Origin of the sequence: Mycolicibacterium helvum (assembly GCF_010731895.1) — a bacterium.
In the GTDB taxonomy this organism is placed as follows: Bacteria; Actinomycetota; Actinomycetes; order Mycobacteriales; family Mycobacteriaceae; genus Mycobacterium; species Mycobacterium helvum.
This window is the reverse complement of the sequence record NZ_AP022596.1, coordinates 6,107,491-6,133,045: the sequence shown is the minus strand read 5'-3', so window position 1 is coordinate 6,133,045 and position 25,555 is coordinate 6,107,491. Positions and strand designations below refer to the sequence as shown.

The window sequence follows — 25,555 nt, the reverse complement described above, 5'->3', positions numbered from 1 at the left end:
CCTTGGCGCGCATCGGCGGTCACCGCGTCGCACGTATCGGGGCGGCTGTTGGGGCCGTGCTGATAGCCGGCTGCAGCACATCGGTTGCGGGACTGCCGACGCCGATGGGGCCGCCGATGGGGCAGCCCGCGCCGGTGGCGTGGTCGCCGTGCCGCGTTGTGGGTGGCGGTGACGCCTCGCATATACCCGCCGGCGCACAATGCGGCGAGATCGAGGTACCCGTCGACTATTCCAAAGCCGACGGCCCGTCGGCTCACCTGGCACTCGTCCGTTTTCCGGCCACGGGGCAGAAGATCGGCTCGCTGGTCGTCAATCCCGGTGGGCCAGGTGAGTCCGGGGTGGACGCGGCGATGGATTTGGTGACGTCGCTGCCCCCGGAGATCCGTCAGCGGTTCGACTTTGTCGGTTTCGACCCCAGGGGTGTCGGGTCGTCGCTGCCGGCGCTGTGGTGTAACTCCGATGCGGACAACGATGCATACCGCGCCGACCCGCAGGTCGACTACAGCCCGGCGGGTGTCGCGCACATCGAGAACCTCGAGAAACAGATGGCCAAACGGTGCGTCGACAAGGTGGGCACGGACTTCCTGGCCAACATGGGCACGGTCAACGTCGCCAGAGACCTCGATCGGCTGCGCGCGGCGCTCGGCGACGACAAGCTGACCTACCTGGGCTACTCCTACGGCACCGAGATCGGTTCGGCGTACGCCGAGGCCTACCCGGACAAGGTTCGCGCGATGATCCTTGACGGCGCCGTCGATCCGAATGCCGATCCGATCCAGGCCGATCTCGATCAGGACGCGGCCTTTCAGAAGGCCTTCAACGATTACGCCGCCGACTGCGCCAAGGATCCCCGCTGCCCGCTGGGCACCGATCCGGCCAAGGCCGTCGACATCTACCACCACCTAGTGGATCCCTTGGTGGCCAAGCCTGTTCATACCGACGACCCGCGTGGATTGAGTTATGGCGACGCGATCACCGCCACGATCATGGCGATGTATTCGCCCAGCCTGTGGACGCAACTCACCGACGGTCTGACCGAGCTGTCCACCGGTAGTGGGGACACCCTCTTGGCAATGGCCGATGCATACTGGAATCGCGACGGACAGGGGCACTACACCAACTCCAACGATGTTCTGACCGCCGTCAATTGTGTCGATCAGCCGCCCAACACCGACCGAGCCAAGGCGATCGACGAGGACCGGCGGGCGCGGCAGCTGGCACCGTTTAACAGCTACGGGCCGTTCACCGGCAACGCACCGCTGGATTCCTGCGCGTTCTGGCCGGTTCCGCCGACCAGCGGCCCACACACGGTCAGCGCGCCCGGTTTACCGCCGGTATTGGTGGTATCCACGACTCACGACCCAGCGACGCCGTATCAGGCTGGTGTCGAGCTGGCCAAGGAGCTCGGCGGCGAGTTGCTGACGTTCAACGGCACACAACACACGGTGGTGTTTCAGGGCCAAACCTGTGTCGACAAGTTCGCCGCGGCGTATCTGATCAATCTCGCACTGCCACCGAAAGGCGCTACGTGCTGACCAGGCGATCGATCCTTGCGGCGTTGTCGACGGGGTTACTGGTGGCCGGATGTGGTTGCGCCCCAAGCGCTGTGCCAGCGTCCACCTCGCAGGCTGTAGGGACGTACAGCCCGTTCACCCAGAGCTATACGGTGCCGTGGGTCGGGTCGCCGGACTTCGCGAACTTGAGGCGCACGCTCAAAGTCGAGGCGTCGGTGAATGGGGGACCGGCGTCACCGTTCACCGTGGACACCGGGTCGGTGGGTGTGGTCGTACCGGCCTCTGAGGTGCCGAACATCCCGGCCGGCGCGCCGGCTGGGAGCCTGACCTACAGTTCCAGTGGTCTGCAGCTGACCGGGGTGTGGGTGAGGCTGCCGGTGCGGTTCCCGCAGGCCGTCAATGCCGCCGGCGCCGGTGCGCCCGCGGATGCGACCGTGCCGGTGCTTGCCGTCACCAGCTCCAAATGCCTTGGTGATGGCGTCAATTCGCGTGGCTGCACGGGTGGGATCCCGCACATGCTCGGCGTCGGATTCGGCCGTGGACCGAACCGGCCACCCACCTACAACCCCTTCCTGAACCTGACGGAGATGGCGGCAGGCACGATGCGGCGCGGATACCTCATCGGCCGTGGCGGTCTGTCCCTGGGGCTCACGGCGGCCAACGTCACGGGTGCGTGGACCATGCAGCACCTGACCAGTGCCGGCGCGCCGGCCGAGGGCGTCCACAACGACTGGCTGACTCCGGCGGGTGGGTTCCAGTTAGGTTCCGGCCCAGCTCTTTCCGGCAAGGTTCTGATCGATACCGGCCTGTTGGACATGATCGTCGAGGGTGAAGGTCTGCCGTCGAGCGGGGCGGTGCCGGACGGCACCGCGATGACCATCGACGTCGGCGAGGTGCACTACAGCTTCGCGGTAGGGGACGGCGGCGCGCAGACGCCGATCGGAGTTCATCATGCGAGAGCGGCCAACGGCACGTTCGTGAACACTGGCCTGCGGGCGCTGGGCCACTATGACCTGCTCTACGACGCCGACGGCGGATTCTTGGGACTGCGGCCGCAGTGAGCCGACCCAACCGCCTCGCTCAGTGAACTGAAGCCTCCTGCGTGCAGTCGTGCGGCGATGCCGTCATGAATCTGCTTGGCCCACAAGCCACCGCCGTAGATGAACCCGGTATAGCCCTGTAGCAGTGACGCCCCGGCGGTGATGCGCTCCCAGGCGTCGTCGGCGGTTTCGATCCCGCCGACACTGATCAACACCAGGTCGCTGCCGACGCGGCCGTACAGCCGGCGCAGGATCTCCAGTGCGCGGCGCGCCACCGGCGCGCCGGAGATCCCGCCGGGCCCGAGGTCGTCGACACCGGGTGTGCGCAGGCCGGCCCGCGAGATCGTGGTGTTGGTTGCCACGATGCCGGCTAGCCCCAGTTCCACAGCCAGGTCCGCGACGGCGTCGACGTCCTCGTCGGACAGATCGGGTGCGATCTTCACCAGCACCGGGGTGGTGGTTTCCGCCAGCACAGCCGACAGGATCGGCCGCAGCGATGCCTGCGCCTGCAGGTCACGCAGCCCGGGGGTGTTGGGGGAGCTGACGTTGACCACCAGGTAGTCGGCCAGCGGGCCGAGAAGCCGTGCGCTGGCTCGGTAATCGTCGGCTGCCAGCTCCGGTGGGGTGACCTTGGACTTGCCGATGTTCACTCCGATGGGCGCCTCGGGATGGTGGCGGGCCAGCTGCAGCGCCAGCTGCCCGGCGCCGTGATTGTTGAACCCCATCCGGTTGAGCAGTGCACGGTCCTCGGGCAGGCGGAACAGCCGCGGCGCCGGGTTGCCCGGCTGCGGCTGGGCGGTCACGGTGCCCACCTCGGCGTAGCCGAACCCGAGTGTCTCCCAGGTGTTCAGGCCCAGGCCGTCCTTGTCGAAGCCGGCGGCCAGCCCGAGCGGGCCGGGGAAGCGCACGCCGAACACCGTGCTGGCCAGCACCGGATCCTGCGGAGCGAGCCGGCGGCGCAGGGGCCTGCGGGTCAACTCGGTGGCCGTGGCGGCGCGTAACGCGCCGAACACCAGCGTGTGGACACGTTCGGCAGGCACCAGGAAGAAGGCCCGCCGCAGCGCTGCGTACATCACAGCGCTGGCTGGTCGGCGGTCTGGCCGTTGAGACGAGACTTCTTACGCCGCAGGAGAACTCGTCGACTTCCGTCGGTGTAAAGTCGCACCCTGGTCAGCTCCCAGCCGCGGTATTCGGCCTCGATCGACAGCCGCGTCGACGCGGTGACGCGGGTCACGTCCGGCGGCAGTCGCAGGGGGATCCGCTCGTAGTCGTCGGACAGCTCGACTTCCCAGCTTGCCGGCATCCGTGCCCGGTGTGCCGCGCTCACCGGGCACCGGCCGCGTTGCGGATCACCTGCACGCCGGCACCCGTTGCCGACACGACATACAACGTGTCGGAGGTGTCGTCGAAAGCCAACGAGTTCGGTTGCTGCACGGTCGGGTAACGCACCTTTTCCACGGGAATACCAGTCGTTAAATCGTAACCAACAACCATATTCGCCGCGGTCTGAGAAACCCACGCCAGATTCCGCGATCCGGCCAGTCCATACGGTGCCTGCGGAACCGGATAGGCCTGCCGCTCGATCAGCGGGTCGACACCGAACACCAGCAGCTGGCCACCGCGGGTGTCGGCCACCAGCACCCGGCCCATCGGGTCAGCCGCCAACGTGGTGGCCCCTTCGCCGGCGCGCAGCGCCTGCTGGCTGCGGCCGTCGCTGTTCAGCGATGTCACCGACGTTTGGCCGCGGTCGAGGACGACGGCGTTGTTCCCTTCGGTGACGATCGCGTCGACGCGCGCGAAGATCTTCACCTTCTCGGCCACCGCCGTCTCCGAACCCAGGGTGTAGGCGGTGCCGTCGGCGCTGCCGAGGACCAGGCGACCGTCGGCTCGCCGGGCGATCGCGGTGAAGTCGGTGTCGGTCTCTTCGTTGATCGACACCGGTGTGGCGGATCCTGCCGCCAGATCGACGGTGAAGTACCCACCCCGGGCGGACAGATAGGCCGCGCCCTGGCCGTCACCGGCCAAGGCGGTTGCCGGGCCGGGCAGGGTGAGCTCGCGGGTGCCACCCGAGACGGCGAAGATGGTCAGCGTCGACGGTGACTGCGGGTCGGCTCCGGGGGCCAGGACCGCCAGTGAGCCGGTGCGTTCGTCGAAGATCGCGGCTTCTGGGCGGCCGGCGAGCGGCAATATCTCGCCTGCCGGGTGGGTCGCCGGCGGGGGAGACAAAGCCGGTGCGGCCGGCTCGATGGTCGGCGGTGGCGCGGTCAGTGGATTCGACGAGCAGCCGGCCGTGAGGGCGGCGAACGCCAGAAGCGCCGCGGCTGACCTGCGCAAACCGGCTCTGTTTACGAGCATTGTCAACGGGTAGCCCCTGGACGTGTTCAAGATCAGGCGAGCAAGTCGCCTTCTGTCGATCAGCAAGTCTAGGCGTGCGCGGCGGAGACAAATTGATGCGATTGTCTTCTCGCCTTCCGTAACTCGCGTTATGGTGTCCTGATGACGTTGGCCGTGACTCCTGAGTCCGACAGGCGCGAGTTTGCTCTCGAGGACATTTCCACTGGCGTGTTCGCCAGTGGATTCGGTCACCTCGGCGATGGCCGCAGCTTTTCTTTCCAGGTCCACCGCGGTCAGCTCCTCGTTGAGGTCTACCACCCGCGTCTCGCGGGTCCGGTGCCGCACGAAGAGGATGTGGTAGCGACGGCAGCCCGCAGCCTCACCGACTTCGATGTCGACGACGAGCGCAGCCTGACTGCTGCCGTGCGTGATGCCGTGGCGGCCGCCCAGCCGGTGGCCCGCCCAGCGCGCTGAAGTTCCAGGTCTATCCAGTACGGTCGGCGGCGTGGAGCCGATGTCGTGGTTACAGGTCGTTGTCCTGTCGATTGTTCAGGGTCTGACGGAGTTCCTGCCGATCTCGTCGTCGAGCCACCTCGCGATCGTTTCCCGGGTCTTCTTCTCGGCAGATGCCGGCGCGTCATTCACGGCGGTGTCCCAGCTGGGTACCGAGGCCGCCGTGTTGATCTATTTCGCGCGTGACATCGGGCGGATTCTCAAGGCTTGGTTCAACGGACTGTTCGTCAAGGCTCACCGGGACAACATCGACTATCGCATGGGCTGGTACGTCATCATCGGAACCCTGCCGATTGTCGTGCTCGGTCTGGTGTTCAAGGACGCGATCCGTTCTGAGATTCGCAATCTCTGGGTGATCGCCACCGCGATGCTGGTGTTCTCGGCTGTGATCGCCGCCGCCGAGTACGTCGGCAAGCAGACCCGCCGAGTCGAGCAATTGACCTGGAAGGACGGCCTGATCGTGGGCGTTGCCCAGTGTCTTGCCCTGATTCCCGGGGTGTCCCGGTCCGGGTCGACCATCAGCGCCGGCCTGTTCTTGGGCCTCGACCGCCCGCTGGCGGCGAGATTCGGCTTCCTGCTTGGCATTCCGGCCGTTCTGGCTTCGGGGCTGTTTTCGCTACCCGACGCGTTCCATCCGGTGACCGAAGGGATGAGCGCCACCGGGCCGCAACTGCTGGTGTCGGTGATCATCACCTTTGTCGTCGGCTACGCGGCGATCGCCTGGCTGCTGCGCTTCGTCGCCAACCACGCGATGTACTGGTTTGTTGGCTACCGCGTCGTGCTGGCGCTGGTGGTGATGGCGCTGCTGGCGACGGGCGTGGTGGCCGCTGCATGACGGTGATTTTGCTGCGGCACGGCCGTTCGACGTCCAACACCGCGCACACCCTGGCCGGTCGCACCGAGGGCGTCGAACTCGACGAGAAGGGCCAAGGTCAGGCGCGGGCGCTGGTGGAGCGGGTGAAGAGCCTGCCGATCAAGGCCGTGGTTCGGTCCCCGCTGTTGCGCTGCCGGCTCACCGTGGAGCCGCTGGCCGCCGAGCTCGGTCTGGAGCCGGTCATCGATGAGCGGCTCGCGGAGGTGGACTACGGGCAGTGGACGGGTCTCGCTCTCAAGGATCTGATGAAGGAACCGCTGTGGTCGGTGGTGCAGCATCAGCCGAGTGCGGCCGTCTTCCCCGGCGGCGAGGGCCTGGCTCAGGTGCAGGCGCGGGCGGTGGCCGCAGTTCGCGAACATGACCGTCGACTCGCCGATGAGCACGGTCACGACGTGCTGTGGATCGCCTGTACGCATGGTGACGTGATCAAGGCCGTCGTCGCCGACGCACTCGGCACCCACCTGGACAGCTTCCAGCGGATCACCGCCGACCCGGCCTCGATGAGCGTGATCCGGTACACAGCGATTCGCCCATTTGTGGTGCACGTCAACCACACCGGAGCCGAACTCGCATCGGCGTTATCCGCACCGCCACCCGCTGCCGATGACACGTCCACCGACGACGCCGTCGTGGGCGGGTCGACGGACTGACTGCGCCTGCCCGCGCCGAATTACGGCTCAGCTGCATCTGCCGGTATTTTGGAAATAACATGGCCCGCGCAATTCACGTCTTCCGCACACCCGACCGATTCGTCGCCGGGACCGTCGGGCAACCCGGAAACCGGACCTTCTACCTGCAGGCTGTGCACGACAGCCGGGTGATATCGGTCATCTTGGAGAAACAGCAGGTCGCGGTGTTGGCCGAGCGGATCGGGGCGCTGCTGGTCGAGATCAACCGCCGATTCGGCACGCCGCTGCCGCCGGAGACTGATATCGACGACCTCAGCCCGCTGGTCACTCCGGTCGACGCGGAGTTCCGAGTCGGCACGATGGGGCTGGGCTGGGATTCCGAGGCGCAGACTGTCGTCGTCGAGCTGCTGGCGGTGTCCGAAACCGAATTCGATGCATCAGTGGTGCTCGATGACGCCGAGGAAGGCCCGGACGCGGTGCGGGTTTTCCTCACTCCCGAGTCGGCCCGGCAGTTCGCCTCCCGCTCGCATCGCGTGATCTCGGCTGGCCGTCCGCCCTGCCCGCTCTGTGACGAGCCGCTCGATCCCGAGGGGCACATCTGCGTGCGTACCAACGGTTATCGGCGTGGCGCACTGGGTGGGGTCCAAGACGATCTCGACTCGTGACGGGCACCGGCGAGGGGTCGGCCCACGAGGCGTTGCGCTGCGGCGAACTGACGCTCATCGGGCGTATCCGCTCGGCGAGCAACGCCACCTTCCTCTGTGAGGCGACGTCCTCAGGCGAGGTCGTGCACTGCGTGTACAAGCCGGTCGCCGGTGAGCAGCCACTGTGGGATTTCCCGGACGGCACGCTGGCCGGCCGTGAGCTTGGTTCCTATCTGGTGTCGACGGCTTTGGGCTGGAACATCGTGCCGTACACCATTATTCGCGACGGACCGGCCGGCCCGGGCATGGTGCAGCTGTGGGTCGACCAGCCCGGCGATAGTGATGAATCCCGACCTGACGGCCCTGATCTAGTCGATCTGTGTCCGCCGGATTCGATTCCGCCAGGCTATCTTTCGGTGCTGCACGCCTACGACTACGCCGGCAACGACGTCACCTTGGTGCACGCTGACGATCAGCGGCTACGGCGGATGGCGATCTTCGACGTGATCGTCAACAACGCCGACCGTAAGGGCGGTCACATCCTGACCGGCGTCGACAACCGGGTGTACGGCGTCGACCACGGGGTGTCGCTGCACGTCCAGGACAAGCTACGCACCGTGTTGTGGGGTTGGGCCGGTAAGCCGATCGACGATGAGACGCTGAAGTCGGTCGCCGCCCTCGGTGAGCAGTTGGCCGGCCCGCTGGCCGATGAGCTGCGCGAACACATCACCCCCGCCGAGGTCGCCGCGTTGCGTAAACGCATCCGCACGTTGCTGAGCGAGCCGGTGATGCCCGGCCCCGATCGGCACCGGCCGATTCCCTGGCCGGCCTTCTGAGGCCTCGTCCCGCGGGGCGACCGCCGGGACTGATCATGATTCGGCGATACTGGCGGGATGAGCATGACCGATGCGGCGCTGGCCGCCGAGCTCGCCGAGGAGGCTGGCCGGCTGCTGCTGTCGGTGCGTGAGGAGGTCGGTTTCGACTTTCCGCCCGCGCTGGGCGACGCCGGTGACATCCGCGCCAACTCGCTGATACTGCGCCGCCTGCGTGCGGAGCGGCCGGGCGACGCGGTGCTCTCCGAAGAGGCCTACGACGATCTGAAGCGGCTCAACGCCGATCGGGTATGGATCATCGACCCGCTCGACGGGACGCGTGAGTTCTCGATGCCACGCCGGAAGGATTGGGCGGTGCATATCGCGCTGTGGCAGCGGAGCGGAGCCGCTGGGCCGGCGACATCGGACCGGGGAGGGCCGGAGGGCAGCATCACCGACGCTGCCGTCGCGCTGCCGGCGATGGGCGAGGTCTATCGTTCGGACACCGTGACGGCCCCGCCGCCGCCGTCGCCCGGGCCCATCCGGATCACGGCCAGCTCCAACCGTCCGCCCGCGGTGCTGTGGCGGCTGCGCGATCGCCTCGACATCGACTTCATCCGGATCGGCTCGGCCGGTGCGAAAGCCATGGCAGTGGTGCGTGGTGACGCCGACGCCTACATCCACGCCGGCGGTCAATGGGAGTGGGACTCGGCCGCGCCGGCGGGCGTACTCCAGGCTGCGGGCCTGCACGCGACCCGCATCGACGGAGCTCCCCTGCGTTATAACCAGCCCGACCCCTACCTACCGGATCTGCTGATGTGCCGGGCCGAAGTGGCCGATCTGCTGCTCGATGCCATGTGGCTGGCCAGTTGAGGCTCTGTCCAGGGAATCAATCGGGTCTTCGCGTTGTCACTGTGTGGCGAGAAGGTCGGTCCCCTCACCACCCCGGAGTGCAGTGAACAGCGAACCCCTTAGAGTCGACGCCATGCAGTCGTGGCCGGCCGTCGATATCCCGCAGCTGCCCGGCCGTGGTCCGGCGCTGCGCCTCTACGACACCGCCGACCGGCAGGTGCGCCCGACCGCGCCGGGGGAGACCGCGACGATGTACGTCTGTGGGATCACTCCCTACGACGCGACGCACCTCGGCCACGCGGCGACGTATCTGGCCTTCGACCTCGTGCACCGGATCTGGCTGGATGGCGGGCACCGGGTGCACTACGTGCAGAACATCACCGATGTCGATGACCCGCTGTTCGAGCGGGCGAATCGGGACGGGATCGATTGGCGCGAACTCGGCGCCAGGGAAACCCAGCTCTTCCGCGAGGACATGACCGCGCTGCGGGTGTTACCGCCGCACGACTACGTCGCGGCTACCGACACCACCGGCGAGGTCGTCGAGTTGGTCGAGAAGATGCTGGCGTCCGGGGCGGCCTACGTGGTCGACGACGCCGAGTATCCAGACATCTACTATCGCGCCGACGCGACCACGCAGTTCGGCTACGAGTCGGGCTACGACCACGACACCATGATGCGGCTGTTCGCCGAGCGTGGTGGTGACCCGGACCGTGCGGGCAAGGCGGATCCCCTCGACGCGCTGCTGTGGCGGGCGGCCCGCCCCGACGAGCCCAGCTGGCCGGCCCCGTTCGGCGCGGGTAGGCCGGGCTGGCATGTCGAGTGCGCGGCGATTGCGTTGAACCGCATCGGGTTCGGGTTCGACGTCCAGGGTGGCGGTAGCGACCTGGTCTTCCCGCACCACGAGTTCTCCGCCGCGCACGCCGAATGTGTCACCGGCGAGCGCAGGTTCGCGCGCCATTACGTGCACGCGGGGATGATCGGCTGGGACGGGCACAAGATGTCCAAGAGCCGCGGGAACCTGGTGCTGGTATCCGGGCTACGTACGCAGGGAGTGGACCCGGCTGCCATTCGGCTGGGCCTGCTGGCCGGGCACTATCGCAGCGACCGGTCCTGGAGCGATGCGGTGCTCGACGAGGCCAACGCGCGGCTGCACCGTTGGCGGGCCGCCGCCGCGCTGCCCGCCGGCCCGGATCCGGCCGACGTCATCGGGCGGCTGCGCCAATATCTCGCCGACGACCTGGACACTCCCAAAGCGCTTGTCGCCATTGATGGTTGGGTCACTGACTCGCTGGAGTACGGCGGCCATGATGCCACCGCCCCGGCCGCGGTCGCGGCCGCGGTCGACGCTTTGCTGGGTGTTCCCCTGTAGCGCTTACAGGGTGACGACGCCGTAGCTGACGACCTGCGTGCTGAGGAAGCGCAACTGATCGGTGGCCGAGCCCAGGGTTTGGTCGATAGCCGTCAGCCGCGCGGCGTAGTGCGCCACCGGGTATTCCGCGGTGACGCCGATACCGCCGTGCATCTGGATGGACTCTTGGGCGATGTGGCGTCCCGAGCGTCCGATCTGCAGCTTGGACCGGGCAGCAACCACCGGGTCCAGCCGGCCGTCGGTGACGCACATCGCCGCGTAGTAGTTCATGCTGCGGGCCAGTTCCAGCGATACGTACATGTCCGCCGCTCGCTGGGTGAGCGTCTGGAACGTCTTGAGCGGGACGCCGAATTGTTTGCGCGCGTTCAGGTATTCCGTCGTCAGCCGCAGTGATTCGTCCATCGCGCCGACGGCCTCGGCGCACAGCGCCGAGGAATAGCGGATCAACGTGGCGTAGATGCGGTCGCTGACGTCGCCGTCGCCGAGCTGTTGTGCTGGGGCGTCGGCGAAATCGATCTCGGCGCCGCGCAGCCCGTCGAACGTCCGATACGGACGGCGGGTGGTCGCCGCGGCATCGACGAGGAAGGCGCCCACCCCGCCATCGGGAAGGCTGGCGGTGACGACGAGGACGTCGGCGCTGCCACCGGCCAGCACCGGGTTCTTACGTCCGGTGATGGTCCAGCCGGCGCCGCTTTTGGTTGCGCGGGTGGATAGTTCGTCCAGGCCTCGCAATCCTTTCTCGGCGTGGGCTAGCGCGAGCAGCCGCTCGCCCGCGGCGACCTCATCGAGCAGTGCGCGCTGTTCGTCGGAGCCGAGTTCGGCGATCAGGCCGCCCGGGATCAGTGCTGCGGTCGCCACCGGTTCGGGCGCCAGACGGCGACCGATCTCGGTCATCACGACCATGATCTCGATCTGGCCGGACTCCTCGGGGTCAAAGCCGAGGCCCAGGATGCCGATATCGGCCAGCTGCCGCCAGACCTCACGGCTCCAGCCGAGCTCGGAGTCGACGATCTTGTTGCGGCTCTCGGTGTCATAGGTGCGGGAGAACACCTCGCGAGCGGTATCGCGCAGGAGTTCCTGTTCGTCGGTCAGGTCAAAGTTCATGGCCGGCCCTCTCCCGCTTTCATGTCTCCGTCTTTCATGTCACAGTCCCAGGATCGTCGAGGAGATGATGGTGCGCTGGACCTCGTTGCTTCCACCGTAAATCGAGGTCTTGCGGTAGTTCAGGTACTTCGGTGCGGCGTGCTGCGCCCAGAGCGGCGATTCGATGTCCACGCCACCGTCGAACGGCAGCGCGTCCGGCCCCGCGACTTCCACCAGCAGTTCGGTGATCGCTTGCTGCAACTGGCTGCCCCGTAGTTTCAGGATCGATGATGCCGGGTTCGGCTTGCCGGTGGCTTCGTCGCCGCTGACCCGCAGCTGCGTGAGTTCCAGTGCAAGCAACTCGTTTTCGATCTCAGCAACCTTGGCGGCGAACAGTGGGTCCTCGAGCAGGCTGCCGGCGCCGACCTTGGTCTGCGCGGCGCGCTCCTTGACGTCGGCGAGCCACAGCTTGGTGGTGCCGATGCGCGCGATACCCGTGCGCTCGTTGGACAACAGGAACTTGGCGTAGGTCCAGCCCTGGTTCTCCTCGCCGACGAGCTGGTTGACCGGCACCCGGACGTCGGAGAAGAAGACCTCGTTGACCTCGTAGCTGCCGTCGATCAGCTTGATCGGCCGGATGGTGATGCCCGGGGTGTTCATCTCGACGAGGATGAACGAGATCCCAGCCTGCTTCTTCGGTGCGTCGGGATTGGTGCGGGCCAACACGAAGATCCAGTCCGCGTACTGGCCAAGTGTCGTCCAGGTCTTCTGCCCGTTGATGACGTACTCGTCGCCGTCGCGGATCGCAGTGGTCCGTAGCGAGGCGAGATCCGAGCCGGCCTCCGGCTCGGAAAAGCCTTGGCACCACCAGATATCGAGGTTCGCGGTCGGGGGCAGGAAGCGTTCCTTGATCTCCTGCGAGCCGAAGTGGGCGATCACCGGTCCGACCATGCTGGCGTTGAAGGCCAGCGGCTCGGGCACGCACGCCAGACGCATCTCGTCGGCCCAGATCTGGCGCTGCAGCGGCGTCCAGTCCTTGCCGCCCCACTCCACGGGCCAGTTCGGCACGCCGAGGCCCGCCTTGTTCAGGATCCGCTGTGTCGCGATCGCGTCGTCGGGGTAGCGCATGGTGTCGGTGCGCGCCCGCTCACGAATGTCGGCGGGGATCTGGGTGGTGAAGAACTCGCGCAACTCGTCGCGGAACTTCGCGTCCTCGTCGCTTAGTGCCAGTTTCACGAGCGCAACCTCAATTCGTTGTTACTCGGCGGTATCCACTGCACGTTATCGCAGCCCTACCAACTGGTCGGCAGGACCCCTGCTCGAACCCTATGGTGGCTGTGGGCACCCATATCATTCGAACATGCGTTCCCAGGGTCCGGTTGCCCTCGCCCGCCGCGTAGCCGAGGACGGCTATCTGTGGGGTCTGTTTGGTGGCGTGGCGGTGTCTAGCATTCGTCTTCTGGCCACAGGATGAAGTCGTCGCAGGTACATCGGACGGGTTCGGGACCGGCTTCACGCAGCGCCGCGCGGACCGCATAGAGGTGCTCGACGGCCATTTCCAAGGGCGGTTCGTCGGGCTGAAATGTCGTTAGTACGGGGTTGTCGACGCCCGGAGTCGTGGTCATTTCGATGTGACAGCCCAGGACGTGCGTTACGGGGTGTGATCGGCAGAATTCGATGAGGCGATCGATGCTTCGCGTGAACGCCAACCAGTCATCGATGTAGAGCCGGCCCCGGTACACCGTGTCACCGGTTAACAAGATGCCCGTCGCCGGGTCGTAGAAGGTGACGGCTGCCGAGTCATGACCTGGTGTTGCAAGGACTTTGAGGACGCGGTCGCCGAGGTCGACTGTTCTGGTCGCGTCAGGATCGTCGGCGAAGCCGAAGTAGTCCCATGCCGTCGCCTTGTCTGCCGTCACGAGGGTCGTCTCGGGGCGATCTGCGAACTGCGCGTCGCCGGCGACGTGATCGCCGTGGGAATGTGTGTGCAGGACCAGCAATTCATAGGGAGTGTCGCCGCTGCGGGGGTGGCGGTCGAGCCACTTCTCAATGAGGTCATCGACAACCGTCCGCAGCGGAAAGTATTCGGGTGAGGCGGTCGCTCCGGTGTCCAGCAGCGCCACACGCTTACGTCCAAAAATCAGGAACAAGAACGGCGCTTCGTAATCGATGGCCTTGTTCTGCCGCAGGATGACCGTGTCATCGTCGTACCAGTAGGCCTGCAGATCTGGATCAGTGTTGTGCTTTGCGGACACGGACCCGTGAATCCATTGCGCGACGATAGGTCGCGTAACGGGGACGGCGGCTTGTTCGGCAACGTCAGACATGAACCCTCCAAGGTGCGTCGTCTTAACGAGCCGGGTACGGCGCACATCTCGTCCGGGGACACGCCTGAGGCGTATCAACAAGGCCAGACGCTAGCATTGGGTTCGGCCAGGCTTCAATCCCGTTGCCATCGTCACGGATCTGCCGGGCGTCGACTTCCTGGCATCAGCTGAACCGCTGCGCCGATGTGATCCACCCAAAAGTCTTGTGGTTCAACAATTTTAGGTATTGCCGCGTCGGGTGTTGTCGCGAGCGGATCATCGGCCAACTCCCAGGCTATTGGCCCCGGAAGCCGGGACCGCGCCGGCGCAGGTACCGCTCGAACTCGGCGGCCAGCGCGTCGCCGTCGACCTTCGACAACGCCTCGTTCATGTCGACGTCGGCGTCACCGCGTTGTTCGAGGGAGGCCACGTACTCGGCAATCTCCTCGTCCTCGGTGGTCATCTCGGTGACCGCCTGCTCCCACTCCTCGGCCTGGATGGGCAGGTCGGCCAGCGGCACCTCGATGTCGAGGACGTCTTCGACGCGGCGCAGGAGCGCGACGGTGGCCTTCGGATTGGGCGGCTGCGACACGTAGTGCGGAACCGCGGCCCAGAACGTCACGGCCGGGATGCCGGCCGCGACGCAGGCGTCCTGGAACACCCCGGCGATACCTGTTGGACCCTCGTAACGGGTCTCCTCGAGGCCGAAGAACTTCGCCGACTCGGGGGAGTAGGCCGCGCCCGACACCGGCACCGGGCGGGTGTGCGGGGTGTCGGCCAGCAGGGCTCCGAGAATCACGACGGTGTCCACGTTGAGCTTGTCGGCGATCGCCAGCAGCTCCGCGCAGAACGTGCGCCACCGCATATTGGGCTCCACGCCGTGCATCAGCACGATGTCGCGGTCCGACCCCGGTGGCCGGCAGTGCGATATCCGCATCGACGGCCACACCAATTCGCGTGTCACACCGTCGACCTGTCGGATCACCGGACGGTTCACCTGGTAGTCGTAGTAGGCCTCGTCGTCGATCTCAATGAGCGTGTCGGCTTCCCAGATGGCATCCAGGTGCTCGAGCGCGTCACTGGCCGCGTCACCGGCGTCGTTCCACCCCTCGAAAGCCGCGACAATGATGGTGTTCTGCAATTCGGGCAGGTCCGGGCCTTTCGTGCCGCTGAAGTTCGACGGGGTCACGAGTTCAGCGTAAGGGGTGATCGGCTGAGATGAGCCTTCTCGGACCGACTGCTCCGGCGTGGTGACCGGTACAACGATCGCGGCCAAGGCGCCGACGTCGAAATACCTTCGGCTGCAAACTGGTTAACCTGGGTAACTATGGCGATGCCGACACGATGCGCTACCCCATGCGGATCGAGTTGAGCTGGGCGTCCCGTCGCCGGGCGACGACGTAGACTTTTCACCGTCGAGAGGCGTTGCAACGGTTCTCCGGCCCATGCCGGTGACCGCCACGCTCGGCAGAGTCAAGGACGCCTTCCGTAATGGAAGGAGCGTACGTGGACGCGACCACGGCGAGCGAAGTGACGGGAAATCGCTTCGAACCGCACATCCGCCCAGACTGCACCGACGAACTCACCGCCGCGCTGCGCCAGCGGATCATGGTGATCGACGGCGCGATGGGCACGGCGATCCAGCGGGACCGGCCGGACGAGGCCGGCTACCGCGGCGAGCGTTTCATCGAGTGGCCGACCGCTCTTCAGGGCAACAACGACCTGCTCACCCTGACGCAGCCCCAGATCATCGAAGGAATCCACCGCGAGTACCTCGAGGCGGGTGCCGACATCCTGGAGACCAACACGTTCAATGCGAACGCGATCTCACTCTCCGATTACGACATGCACGAGCTGGCCTACGAGCTCAACTACGCCGGTGCAGCCCTGGCGCGTAAGGCCGCCGACGAGTTCAGCACCCCGGACAAGCCCCGTTACGTCGCCGGCGCCATCGGGCCGACTACGCGGACCGCGTCGATCTCGCCCGACGTCAACGATCCCGGAGCCCGCAACGTCTCCTACGACCAGCTCGTCGCCGCCTACCTCGAAGCTGCCAACGGCCTGGTCGACGGTGGTGCCGACCTGCTCATCATCGAGACGATCTTCGACTCGCTGAACGCCAAGGCCGCGGTGTTCGCCGTCGAGACGCTGTTCGAGGAGCGCGGACGTCGCTGGCCGCTGATCATCTCGGGCACCATCACCGATGCCTCCGGGCGGACGCTGTCCGGTCAGGTCACCGAAGCGTTCTGGAACGCGATCCGGCACGCCAAGCCGCTCGCGGTGGGACTCAACTGCGCCCTTGGCGCGCCGGAGATGCGGCCCTACATCGCCGAGGTGGCGCGGATCGCGGACACCTACGTCTCCTGCTACCCGAACGCCGGTCTGCCCAACGCGTTCGGCGAGTACGACGAGTCTCCGGAGGCTCAGGCCGGCTACATCGCGGAGTTCGCCGAGGCGGGCCTGGTCAACTTGGTCGGCGGATGCTGCGGGACGGCGCCGCCCCATATCGCCGAGATCGCGAAGGTCGTCGAGGGTAAGCCGCCGCGCGAGTTGCCCGACATCCCGGTGGCCACCCGGCTCTCGGGCCTGGAGCCGCTCAACATCACCGAGGGCTCCCTGTTCGTGAACATCGGTGAGCGCACCAACATCACCGGCTCGGCGAGGTTCCGCAACCTGATCAAGGCCGAGGATTACGACACCGCTCTGTCGGTGGCCCTGCAGCAGGTCGAGGTCGGTGCGCAGGTCATCGACATCAATATGGACGAGGGCATGATCGACGGCGTCGCCGCGATGGACCGGTTCACCAAGCTGATCGCGGCCGAGCCGGATATCAGCCGCGTCCCGGTGATGATCGACTCCTCGAAATTCGAGGTCATCGAGGCGGGCCTGAAGAACGTGCAGGGCAAGCCGATCGTCAACTCGATCTCCATGAAGGAGGGCGAGGAGAAGTTCATCCGCGAGGCACGGCTGTGCCGCAAGTACGGCGCGGCCGTCGTCGTGATGGCCTTCGACGAGCAGGGGCAGGCTGACAACCTGGAGCGCCGCAAGGAGATCTGCGGGCGGGCCTACCGGATCCTGACCGAAGAGGTCGGCTTCCCGGCCGAGGACATCATCTTCGATCCGAACTGCTTCGCGCTGGCCACCGGAATCGAAGAGCACGCGACCTACGGGATCGACTTCATCGAGGCCTGCGCCTGGATCAAGGAGAACCTGCCCGGGGTACACATCTCGGGCGGCATCTCGAATGTGTCGTTCTCGTTCCGGGGCAACAACCCGGTCCGCGAGGCGATCCACGCGGTGTTCCTGTTCCACGCCATCAAGGCCGGCCTGGACATGGGCATCGTCAACGCCGGTGCGCTGGTGCCCTACGACTCGATCGACCCGGAACTGCGGGACCGCATCGAGGATGTCGTGCTGAACCGTCGCGAGGACGCGGCCGAGCGGCTGTTGGAGATCGCCGAGCGATTCAACAAGTCGGAGAAGACCGAAGATCCAAAAGCCGCCGAATGGCGCAGCCTGCCGGTCCGCGAGCGAATTACGCATGCCCTGGTCAAGGGCATCGATGCCCACGTCGACGCCGATACCGAGGAATTGCGGGCCGAGATCGCCGCGGCCGGTGGCCGGCCGATCGAGGTGATCGAGGGCCCGCTGATGGACGGTATGAACGTCGTCGGCGACCTCTTCGGCGCAGGCAAGATGTTCCTGCCCCAGGTCGTGAAGTCGGCCCGGGTGATGAAGAAGGCCGTTGCCTATCTGCTGCCCTACATCGAAGCGGAGAAGCAGCCCGGCGATCTGTCGTCCACCAACGGCACGATCATCATGGCGACCGTGAAGGGCGACGTCCACGACATCGGCAAGAACATCGTCGGAGTTGTCCTGCAGTGCAACAACTACACCGTGATCGACCTCGGTGTGATGGTGCCAGCGAGCAAGATCCTGGACGCGGCCAAGGAGCACAACGCCGACATCATCGGCTTGTCGGGACTGATCACCCCGTCGCTGGACGAGATGGTCAATTTCGCGGCCGAGATGGAACGCGAGGGGCTCCAGATCCCGCTGCTGATCGGTGGCGCGACCACGTCGCGCGCCCACACGGCGGTGAAGGTGGCCCCGCGCCGGTCCGGTCCCGTCGTCTGGGTCAAGGACGCGTCCCGGTCGGTGCCGGTGGCTGCCGCACTGCTCGACGACAAGCAGCGTCCAGCTCTACTGGAGGCCACCGAGAAGGATTACGCATCGCTTCGCGAACGGCACGCCCAGAAGAACGAGCGACCGATGCTGACACTGGAGAAGGCCCGCGCGAACCGGACGCCGATCGAGTGGGCCGGCTACACACCGCCAGTACCCGCGCAAGGTCTGGGGGTGCGAGAGTTTCTCGACTACGACCTCGCGGAGCTGCGCGAGTACATCGACTGGCAGCCGTTCTTCAACGCCTGGGAGATGAAGGGCCGCTTCCCCGACATCCTCAACAACCCGGTCTCGGGCGAGACCGCCCGCAAGTTGTACGACGATGCCCAGGAGATGCTCGACACCCTGATCAAGGAGAAGTGGCTGACGGCCAACGGGGTGATCGGCTTCTTCCCGGCGAACGTGGTCGGCGACGACATCGAGGTCTACACCGACGAAACTCGTACCGAGGTGCTGACCACGTTGCACAATCTGCGCCAGCAGGGCGAGCACCGCGACGGCGTCCCGAACCGGAGCCTCGGCGACTACATCGCCCCCAAAGAAACGGGTCTGGCGGACTACGTCGGCGCGTTCGCCGTCACAGCGGGGCTCGGCGGCGGAGACAAGATCGCTGAATTCAAGGCAGCCAACGACGACTACAGCGCGATCCTGCTGGAGTCGATCGCCGATCGGCTGGCAGAGGCGTTCGCCGAACGGATGCACCAGCGAGTCCGCAAGGAGTTCTGGGGATATCAGCCCGACGAGCAGCTGGATAACAATGCGCTCATCGACGAGAAATACTCAGGCATCCGTCCTGCCCCCGGTTACCCGGCCTGCCCGGAGCACACCGAGAAGGCGACGCTCTGGACGTTGATGAACGTCCAGGAACGGACCGGCATCGAGCTGACCGAGTCGATGGCGATGTGGCCCGGAGCTGCGGTCAGCGGGTGGTACTTCTCGCACCCGCAGTCGCAGTACTTCGTGGTCGGCCGGATGGCGCAGGACCAGGTGGCCGACTACGCGAGGCGCAAGGGTTGGACGCTGGCCGAAGCCGAGCGCTGGCTCGCCCCCAACCTCGGCTACAACCCGGAAGACTGAGCCCTACTCCCGCCCCGCCAGCTACCCGTGCCCGGCCCGGAAGTACAGATTCCCCCGGAACTGGAGCAGCAGGGCGACAGTCGCCGTCCAGCCGGTCTGGTGGCTGGCCCCCAGTCCCTTACCGGTGTCCCCGTCGAAGTACTCGTGGAACGGGACCAGGTCACGCCAGTGCGGGTCGGTTTGGAAATACTCGTTGTCGCCGAACACCGCTCGTCGGCCGGCCTCATCGCGAACCAAAAGACCGGTGAGTTGCCGGGCCAACCGGTCGGCCACCACCTGCAGGGACACCTGATCGGCCGACCCCGCCGGATCGGGCACGCGGTAGGCCTCTCCGAGGAACCTGGCGTAGGAGTTGAGCGCTTGGACCAGAAGGAAATTCGTCGGCAACCAGACGGGCCCGCGCCAGTTGGAGTTTCCGCCGAACATCCGGCTGCGTGATTCAGCAGGCTGATAATCGACGACGTAGTCTGCACCGCCGGCGTGGTAGGTGTACGGGTGGTCGCGATGATATCTCGACAGTGAGCGGATTCCGTTGGGGGAGAGGAACTGTTCAGGGTCCAGGAGTCGCGCCAGAATCTTCGTTAGCCGATCCTGATGAACGACGCCGATCATGAGATGTGTACCGTCACCGCCCGACATCACCAGCTGAACATCATCGTCGGTGTGTTCATAGGTCCGTGCCAACGCTTCCAGACAGTCCTGGATGGTCGTTGTCACCTCGGTCGCGCTGGAGGGAATGGCGATTGCCGCGAATAGCGGAACGATCGCCTGCATGGAAAACACTTCCAGCGATCTGCTTGTGCCGTCCGGCATCTCGATGACGTCGTGATAGAAGTTCGTGTCATCGTTCCAGAAGCTGACCCGATAGGTGCCCTTCTCCAGTGCGTTGGCGACCAGCCAGGCATCCCACACCCAACGGCTGAACATATCGGTGTAGCTGGGGTCCTGGTGCGACAGTTCGATCGCCATCTCCAGGAGATGGAATATCAATGCCGCCATCCATGCCGTACCGTCGACTTGAGCGAGTTCACCACCGGTGGGCAATGGCTCGTCGCGGTCGAACACCCCGATGTTGTCCATGCCGAGGAACCCACCGCCGAACACCCCCCGGTTGGTGTCGTCCTTCTGGTTGAGCCACCACATGGCGTTCAGGGTGGACGACCGGTAGGCGGTGGCCAAGAAATCCCAGTCTCCGACGCCGGTGCGAAGCTGGTCGAGTTGGTAGATCTGCCAGGCCGCCCAGGCGTGGACGGGTGGGTTGGTGTCGCCGAATTTCCATTCGTACGCCGGGATCTGGCCGTGCGGATGTTGTGCGGTGGAATCGTGCAGCACAAGCACCTGCGCCTTGGCGAACTCGGGATCGATCAGGGCCATGGCGAGGCAGTGGAACGCCAGGTCCCAGGCGGCGAACCAGGGGTACTCCCACGCGTCGGGCATCAGAATGACATCGTGGACGGCGAAGTGTTGCCAGCTGTTGTTGCGGCCGGCCCATCGTTGCCGTGGGGGTGTCGGTTGTTCCGGATCGCCCTTGAGCCAGCGCCGCACCGCGTAGTTGTAGAACTGTTTGCACCACAGCAGTCCGGCAAATGCCTGACGTTGCACGAGCCGTTCGTCGTCGCTCAGCTCTGCCGAAGCGACAGCGAGGTAGAACTCGTCGGCTTCGTGTTTACGTTCTGCCAGCACCGCATCGGCGCGACCGGGCCGATGACCCGTATCGGCGGCGGCAAAATGCACGGTGACGGTGAAGGTTTCGCCGGGTGGCAGGGTCGTCGAGATGTGGGCGGCGACCTTGCTGCCCTCGGCCATATCGACGGCTTCGGAGATCCCGTTGACGACGTAGTCGTTGATGCCGTCCTTGGTGGTGGTCGATGCGTTGGCCGATCCGAACAACAGGCGATTGTTGGTCTCGTTCTCGCAGAACAGTAGTCGCGGAGCATCCCCGGTCGACGTGGTGACCGTGAACGACCGTTGTCCGAGCTTGCTGTGCCACGTGCGCGCTACGCCGTCACCGCAGGCGGTGATCCGCGGCCGTTGTCGGTCTGGGTCCCATGACCAGGTGTTGCGATACCAGAGCTGGGGAAGTACGTGGATCGGTGCGGCGTCAGGCCCTCGGTTGGTTACCGTGATCCGACAGTAGAGGTCTTCTGGGCCGTCCTTGGCGTAGGCCACGTCGACATCGAAATAGCGTTGCTCCAGCCATTGTTGGCGCAACGCATCGAACAATTCATACTCGTCATCGTCGGGCCCACGTTGCTGATTGGTGCGCAGCAGATCCTCATAGGGGAACGCGGCTTGCGGGTACTTGTAGACCATGGACGCGTAGGCGTGTGAGGGCAGGTTGTCGGTATAGAACCAGTAATCCTTGACGTCCTCGCCGTGATTGCCCTCCTCGTTGGCCACCCCGTAGGGCCGCTCCTTGAGGACGCTGTCGCGACCGTTCCACAGCGCGACGCCCAGACAGATGGTCTGCTCGTCATCACACCAGCCCGCCAGGCCGTCCTCACTCCACCGGTACGCGCGGCTGTGGGCGTCGTCGAACGGAAAGTACGCCCAGGCATCGCCGTCGGCGCTGTAGTCCTCCCGGACGGTGCCCCAGGCGCGCTCGCTCAGGTAGGTTCCCCAGCGGCGCCACGGCGACGTCCCGGCGTTGGCCTCGTCGAGGCGTCTCTGTTCGGCGGTGCTCACTTCTGTGCTGGCAGCCAGGGCTCAGGCCATGCCGGGTAGCCGGCGACCAGTGCGTCGGCTCCCGACGGTCCCCACGAGCCCGGCTGGTAGACCTCGATCGGCGGCGGAGATTCCAGCAGCGGCTGCACAATTCGCCAGGTCTCTTCGACAGCGTCCTCGCGGATGAACTGGCTGGAGTCGCCACGCATGGCATCCCCGAGGAGGCGCTCATAGGGTTCGGGTGCGTCCGCCATTTCGTCGGCGAATACCAGACAGAGATTGACAGCGCGGGTGGCGTCGTCGCCGCTTTCCTTGGCCTGCAACACCAGATCGACGCCGGCATCGGGGTCGATCCGGAAGATCAGCTGGTTGGGCTCTTTGGCCGGCGGCAGAAACGGCAGTGGCGGCGGCCGCTTGAAGATCACCCGAATCTCGGTGGCGCGCACCGGAAGAGCCTTGCCTGCTCTGATGAAGAAGGGCACACCCGACCAGCGCCAGTTGTCGATGTGCAACTTCAAAGCCGCGAAGGTCTCGGTCGTAGAACCGGGCGCGACACCGTCGACGTCCAGGTAGCCGGCGTACTGGCCGCGCACGTAATGGCTGGGGTCGACAGGACGGATGCTCTTGAACAGCTCGACCCGCTTGTCCCGGAACCCGTCTGGGCCGCCGCTGGATGGTTCGGCGGCGATCAGTCCGATCAGCTGTAGCAGGTGATTCTGCACGACGTCGCGCAACGCCCCGACCGGGTCATAGAAGCGGCCACGGTCCGCCACGTCGAAGTCTTCGGCCATCGTGATCTGCACGGCCTCGATTCGATCGCGATTCCACAGCGGCTCGATGATCGAGTTGGAGAACCGGATGTAGCGGATGTCCATCGCCGGCTCTTTGCCCAGGAAGTGGTCGATGCGATAGATCTGCCACTCCTGCAGGTGAGCGCTCAACTGATCGTTGAGCGCCTTGGCTGACGAAAGATCATGCCCGAATGGCTTTTCCACCACCACGCGCGCGTTGGCGGTGAGGCCGGCGCCGGCAAGGCCCTCCACCACCCGGCCGAATAGGAACGGCGGAATCTCCAGATAGAAAACCGGATTGGTGCATCCGCTGATGGCCGTGGCCACCTTGCCGTAGGTTGCCGGATCGGCGAAATCGCCAGACACCATCGACAGCCGGGCAGCGAATCGGGCGAAGACGTCGTCGTCCACCGGCTCGCCGGTGGCTTCGACAGCACTGCGGGCGTGTTCCCGCAAGGTGTCGGCGGACCAATCGTCGATCGCCACGCCGACGATTGGGCAGTCGAGCAGTTTGCGCCGCTCCAAGCGGTACAGCGACCGAAAGGTCATCTTCCTCGCCAGATCCCCGGTGATGCCGAAGACCACCAGAACATCAGCGGGACTGGCATTGTGAGCGCTCACCGGCATCACTTCTTCTCCGCGTGGCCGCCGAATTCGCTGCGCATCGCCGAGCAGATCTGGTCGGTGAACTCACCGAGCTGACGTGACTGGAAGCGTTCGTACAGCGCGGTGGTGATGACCGGGGCGGGGATGCCCTCATCGACGGCGGCGAGCACCGTCCATCGTCCTTCGCCGGAATCGGATACCCGCCCGGAGAACTGGTCGAGCGCGGGGGAGGCGGCGAACGCGTCGGCGATCAGGTCCACCAGCCAGGAGCCCACCACCGATCCGCGGCGCCAGACCTCGGCGACCTCGCCAACATTGATGTCGTACTGATAGGCCCACGGGTCGCGCAGCGGCGTGGTTTCGGCGTCGACTTCTTTGTTGTCGCGATCCGGTTGTCCGACATTGGCGTGCTTGATGATGCTGAGCCCTTCGGCGATCGCGGCCATCATCCCGTACTCGACGCCGTTGTGGACCATCTTCACGAAGTGCCCGGCGCCGTTGGGGCCGCAGTGCAGGTAGCCCTCCGGTGCGGTACCACCAGCATCGGCCGGCCGACTCGGGGTCGGTTCGGCGGTTCCGATCCCTGGTGCGATGGTCTTGAAGATTGGATCGAGGTGGGCCACCACATCGGTTTCCCCGCCGATCATCAGGCAGTAACCGCGGTCCAGGCCCCATACACCGCCACTGGTGCCGCAATCGACGTAGTGCAGGCCACTTTCGGCGAGCTTCTGCGCCCGGGTGATGTCGTCGCGGTAGTAGGAGTTTCCGCCGTCGATCACGGTGTCCCCGGACGAAAGCAGCGGGACCAGGGCGTCGAGGGTCGAGTCCACGATCGCGGCGGGCAGCATCAGCCAGATGGCCCGCGGGCCATCGAGTTTGGCGACGAACTCCTCGAGGGTGGCGGCGCCGGTGGCGCCCTCGGCGGCCAGTTCGCTGATCGCGGCGGGATTCACGTCATAGACGACGCATCGGTGGCCGTCCCGCATCAACCGTCGAACCAGGTTGGCTCCCATCCGTCCCAAGCCGACCATACCAAGCTGCATCGGTGCCGAGCTCGTCATCCCATCTCCTTAATCTGTTGTATACCTGTGTAATTGACGGGTCCCCTTCACGCGCGGTTGGCGGTGGCGACATCGTCGCCGAACCACTTCTCCTTGAGCAGGCTGTACGTGCCGTCCTCGCGCATCTGAAATAACGCCTGGTTGATCGGTTTCCGAAGCGGGCTGTTGATGGCCAGGACAAACCCCAAGTCTTCCTCCTGGAAGACGGGGCCGGCCATCACGGCGACACCTTCTCCCCGGTGGGCGACGTAATACCGCAGAACCGGCGCGTCGTACACCACAGCCTCATAGCCCTCATTGCGCAGCAACTCGTAGCAATCCTCGATGGTCGATGTCTCGGTCGCGCGTATTCCCATGCCACGTAGGAATTCCGAGGCGGTTGTGCCCGCCACCGTGGCGACAGATTTGTCGTAGAGATCGGCCGGTCCGCTGATTTTCGCGGCGAGCTTGGTCACGGTCAGGGTGGCACTGAGATTCGCCGAGTAAAACGAGATGAACACGACGCCCGCAAAACCCCAGATTATGGCCAGAATCTTGGTGATCGCACTGGTCGGCTGCGTGGTCTGACGCCCCACCAAAGATCCGATGCCCCAACCGAACGCCTGAAAGACGCCGGGATAATAGGATCGCGACACTTTTGGCTTTTCGTCGGGGTCGGCGGGGGGTCGACGACGTTCGATCAGCCAAAAGACGTGGGCTGGAATCACACTGACGACAATTGCGGCGGTGAGCCAGATGAGCATCGTGCGCGAGAACAACAGTTCGAGGTAGCCGCCCAGTCCGGGCACTGCCGGTCGGGTGTCCTCGACCGGGACGATGATCTGCAGTCCGGCGTCCAGGGTCGGCTGCGAGAAGTCGAAGGAGCGCTCCCGCTCGTAGGTCAGCGAGATCGCGCCGATCGCGACATCGGCACGTCCGTCGCGGACTGCGGCGAGTTGTCCACGGACATCCTCGGTGTCGACGAACTCGGTGGTCAACTTGAGCCGCTTGGCAACCTCGTTCCACAGGTCGACGCTGAACCCGGTGAGCTCACCACTACTGGTCTGCATGACGAAGGGTTCCAGTGGGTGGACGGCCACTTTCACCGGAGCAGCCGCAGTGTCGGTGTCCGGGTCTGCCGAGGCCAGCGGCACCGGCGCGGTCGCCATCAACGCGAACAGGATCGCCGCTAACGCCAATACGTATCGTTGAGCCCTCG

Annotated in this window: 21 protein-coding genes and 1 riboswitch; of the genes, 10 read left to right on the top strand and 11 right to left on the bottom strand. The window is 65.6% G+C overall.

Translation table 11 applies throughout. From position 1 onward, the window contains the following. Positions 1-11 precede the first annotated feature (11 nt). Positions 12-1,535 carry an alpha/beta hydrolase gene (locus tag G6N38_RS28880; protein WP_407663028.1) on the top strand — a complete coding sequence of 508 codons (1,524 nt, stop codon included), beginning with the start codon at positions 12-14 and terminating at the stop codon, positions 1,533-1,535. Positions 1,536-1,606: 71 nt separating this feature from the next. Beyond that, positions 1,607-2,575: a hypothetical protein gene (locus G6N38_RS28875; RefSeq protein ID WP_163751505.1), complete on the top strand. Its 969-nt coding sequence runs from the start codon at positions 1,607-1,609 to the stop codon at positions 2,573-2,575. On the opposite strand, the gene G6N38_RS28870 is transcribed toward G6N38_RS28875, so the two are convergent. Genes G6N38_RS28870 through G6N38_RS28860 form a run of 3 tightly spaced genes read right to left on the bottom strand, consistent with a single transcriptional unit; the run spans position 2,533 to position 4,909 of the window. Beyond that, entirely contained in the window at positions 2,533-3,627 is a 1,095-nt protein-coding gene (locus tag G6N38_RS28870) for a quinone-dependent dihydroorotate dehydrogenase (RefSeq protein ID WP_163751504.1), read from the bottom strand. The two genes, G6N38_RS28875 and G6N38_RS28870, sit on opposite strands and share 43 nt — an antisense overlap. Continuing rightward, positions 3,627-3,881, bottom strand: coding sequence for a DUF5703 family protein (locus tag G6N38_RS28865; RefSeq protein ID WP_163751503.1), 255 nt, complete (start codon positions 3,879-3,881; stop codon positions 3,627-3,629). Before G6N38_RS28865 ends, G6N38_RS28870 begins: the two co-directional genes overlap by 1 nt. Then, complete coding sequence (locus G6N38_RS28860) at positions 3,878-4,909, bottom strand: YncE family protein (RefSeq protein ID WP_163751502.1); 1,032 nt, start codon at positions 4,907-4,909, stop codon at positions 3,878-3,880. Before G6N38_RS28860 ends, G6N38_RS28865 begins: the two co-directional genes overlap by 4 nt. Before the next feature lie 147 nt (positions 4,910-5,056). On the opposite strand from G6N38_RS28860, the gene G6N38_RS28855 reads away from it, so the two are divergent. The 7 genes from G6N38_RS28855 (at position 5,057) to mshC (ending at position 10,584) form a co-directional block, all read left to right on the top strand. Continuing rightward, positions 5,057-5,362 (top strand): hypothetical protein, encoded by a 306-nt coding sequence (locus G6N38_RS28855; RefSeq protein ID WP_179968606.1) that lies wholly within the window; start codon positions 5,057-5,059, stop codon positions 5,360-5,362. Between the two features lie 40 nt (positions 5,363-5,402). Further along, positions 5,403-6,236, top strand: coding sequence for an undecaprenyl-diphosphate phosphatase (locus G6N38_RS28850; protein WP_163752529.1), 834 nt, complete (start codon positions 5,403-5,405; stop codon positions 6,234-6,236). Continuing rightward, a complete protein-coding gene (locus G6N38_RS28845; RefSeq protein WP_163751500.1) occupies positions 6,233-6,925 on the top strand; it encodes a histidine phosphatase family protein in 693 nt (230 codons plus the stop codon). The genes G6N38_RS28850 and G6N38_RS28845 overlap by 4 nt, the downstream gene beginning before the upstream one ends. A gap of 59 nt (positions 6,926-6,984) precedes the next feature. Beyond that, positions 6,985-7,569, top strand: coding sequence for an Rv2134c family protein (locus tag G6N38_RS28840; RefSeq protein ID WP_163751499.1), 585 nt, complete (start codon positions 6,985-6,987; stop codon positions 7,567-7,569). Continuing rightward, positions 7,566-8,384, top strand: a complete 819-nt coding sequence (locus G6N38_RS28835; RefSeq protein ID WP_163751498.1) for an Rv2133c family protein — start codon at positions 7,566-7,568, stop codon at positions 8,382-8,384. Before G6N38_RS28840 ends, G6N38_RS28835 begins: the two co-directional genes overlap by 4 nt. 57 nt (positions 8,385-8,441) lie before the next feature. Beyond that, positions 8,442-9,233: a 3'(2'),5'-bisphosphate nucleotidase CysQ gene (locus G6N38_RS28830; RefSeq protein ID WP_163751497.1), complete on the top strand. Its 792-nt coding sequence runs from the start codon at positions 8,442-8,444 to the stop codon at positions 9,231-9,233. A 112-nt stretch (positions 9,234-9,345) separates the two neighbouring features. Next, the gene (mshC, locus tag G6N38_RS28825; protein ID WP_163751496.1) at positions 9,346-10,584 is read left to right on the top strand and encodes a cysteine--1-D-myo-inosityl 2-amino-2-deoxy-alpha-D-glucopyranoside ligase; all 1,239 of its coding nucleotides are present in this window, start codon (positions 9,346-9,348) and stop codon (positions 10,582-10,584) included. 3 nt (positions 10,585-10,587) lie between these two features. Here the strand turns inward: mshC and G6N38_RS28820 are convergent, their stop codons facing one another. The 4 genes from G6N38_RS28820 to G6N38_RS28805 form a co-directional block, all read right to left on the bottom strand. Continuing rightward, positions 10,588-11,688: an acyl-CoA dehydrogenase family protein gene (locus G6N38_RS28820; protein ID WP_163751495.1), complete on the bottom strand. Its 1,101-nt coding sequence runs from the start codon at positions 11,686-11,688 to the stop codon at positions 10,588-10,590. A gap of 39 nt (positions 11,689-11,727) precedes the next feature. After that, positions 11,728-12,903, bottom strand: a complete 1,176-nt coding sequence (locus G6N38_RS28815) for an acyl-CoA dehydrogenase family protein (protein WP_163751494.1) — start codon at positions 12,901-12,903, stop codon at positions 11,728-11,730. A 209-nt stretch (positions 12,904-13,112) separates the two neighbouring features. After that, complete coding sequence (locus tag G6N38_RS28810; RefSeq protein ID WP_163751493.1) at positions 13,113-13,994, bottom strand: MBL fold metallo-hydrolase; 882 nt, start codon at positions 13,992-13,994, stop codon at positions 13,113-13,115. An 11-nt stretch (positions 13,995-14,005) separates the two neighbouring features. Further along, positions 14,006-14,073: riboswitch (guanidine-III (ykkC-III) riboswitch) on the bottom strand. Between the two features lie 195 nt (positions 14,074-14,268). Then, positions 14,269-15,162: a PAC2 family protein gene (locus tag G6N38_RS28805; protein WP_163751492.1), complete on the bottom strand. Its 894-nt coding sequence runs from the start codon at positions 15,160-15,162 to the stop codon at positions 14,269-14,271. 302 nt (positions 15,163-15,464) lie between these two features. Between G6N38_RS28805 and metH the strand changes: the two genes are divergently transcribed. Further along, a complete protein-coding gene (gene metH / locus G6N38_RS28800; RefSeq protein ID WP_163751491.1) occupies positions 15,465-19,235 on the top strand; it encodes a methionine synthase in 3,771 nt (1,256 codons plus the stop codon). 21 nt (positions 19,236-19,256) lie between these two features. Here metH and G6N38_RS28795 read toward each other — a convergent pair whose 3' ends face one another. The 4 genes from G6N38_RS28795 to G6N38_RS28780 all read right to left on the bottom strand — a co-directional run bounded on the left by G6N38_RS28795 (position 19,257) and on the right by G6N38_RS28780 (position 25,535). Continuing rightward, entirely contained in the window at positions 19,257-21,920 is a 2,664-nt protein-coding gene (locus tag G6N38_RS28795; RefSeq protein ID WP_163751490.1) for an MGH1-like glycoside hydrolase domain-containing protein, read from the bottom strand. After that, positions 21,917-23,311: a glucose-6-phosphate dehydrogenase gene (zwf, locus tag G6N38_RS28790; RefSeq protein WP_179968461.1), complete on the bottom strand. Its 1,395-nt coding sequence runs from the start codon at positions 23,309-23,311 to the stop codon at positions 21,917-21,919. The genes G6N38_RS28795 and zwf overlap by 4 nt, the downstream gene beginning before the upstream one ends. 5 nt (positions 23,312-23,316) lie before the next feature. Then, positions 23,317-24,339 carry a phosphogluconate dehydrogenase (NAD(+)-dependent, decarboxylating) gene (gene gnd, locus G6N38_RS28785; protein WP_179968605.1) on the bottom strand — a complete coding sequence of 341 codons (1,023 nt, stop codon included), beginning with the start codon at positions 24,337-24,339 and terminating at the stop codon, positions 23,317-23,319. Positions 24,340-24,404: 65 nt separating this feature from the next. Then, positions 24,405-25,535, bottom strand: coding sequence for a transporter substrate-binding domain-containing protein (locus G6N38_RS28780; RefSeq protein ID WP_246227498.1), 1,131 nt, complete (start codon positions 25,533-25,535; stop codon positions 24,405-24,407). Positions 25,536-25,555: the final 20 nt, after the last annotated feature.

Coding starts and splice junctions, on each gene's coding strand:
- gnd (WP_179968605.1), bottom strand. CDS start 24,339: ATGCAGCTTGGTATGGTCGGCTTGGGACGGATGGGAGCCAACCTGGTT.
- G6N38_RS28860 (WP_163751502.1), bottom strand. CDS start 4,909: ATGCTCGTAAACAGAGCCGGTTTGCGCAGGTCAGCCGCGGCGCTTCTG.
- G6N38_RS28840 (WP_163751499.1), top strand. CDS start 6,985: ATGGCCCGCGCAATTCACGTCTTCCGCACACCCGACCGATTCGTCGCC.
- mshC (WP_163751496.1), top strand. CDS start 9,346: ATGCAGTCGTGGCCGGCCGTCGATATCCCGCAGCTGCCCGGCCGTGGT.
- G6N38_RS28830 (WP_163751497.1), top strand. CDS start 8,442: ATGAGCATGACCGATGCGGCGCTGGCCGCCGAGCTCGCCGAGGAGGCT.
- G6N38_RS28845 (WP_163751500.1), top strand. CDS start 6,233: ATGACGGTGATTTTGCTGCGGCACGGCCGTTCGACGTCCAACACCGCG.
- G6N38_RS28820 (WP_163751495.1), bottom strand. CDS start 11,688: ATGAACTTTGACCTGACCGACGAACAGGAACTCCTGCGCGATACCGCT.
- metH (WP_163751491.1), top strand. CDS start 15,465: ATGGAAGGAGCGTACGTGGACGCGACCACGGCGAGCGAAGTGACGGGA.
- G6N38_RS28870 (WP_163751504.1), bottom strand. CDS start 3,627: ATGTACGCAGCGCTGCGGCGGGCCTTCTTCCTGGTGCCTGCCGAACGT.
- G6N38_RS28850 (WP_163752529.1), top strand. CDS start 5,403: ATGTCGTGGTTACAGGTCGTTGTCCTGTCGATTGTTCAGGGTCTGACG.
- G6N38_RS28810 (WP_163751493.1), bottom strand. CDS start 13,994: ATGTCTGACGTTGCCGAACAAGCCGCCGTCCCCGTTACGCGACCTATC.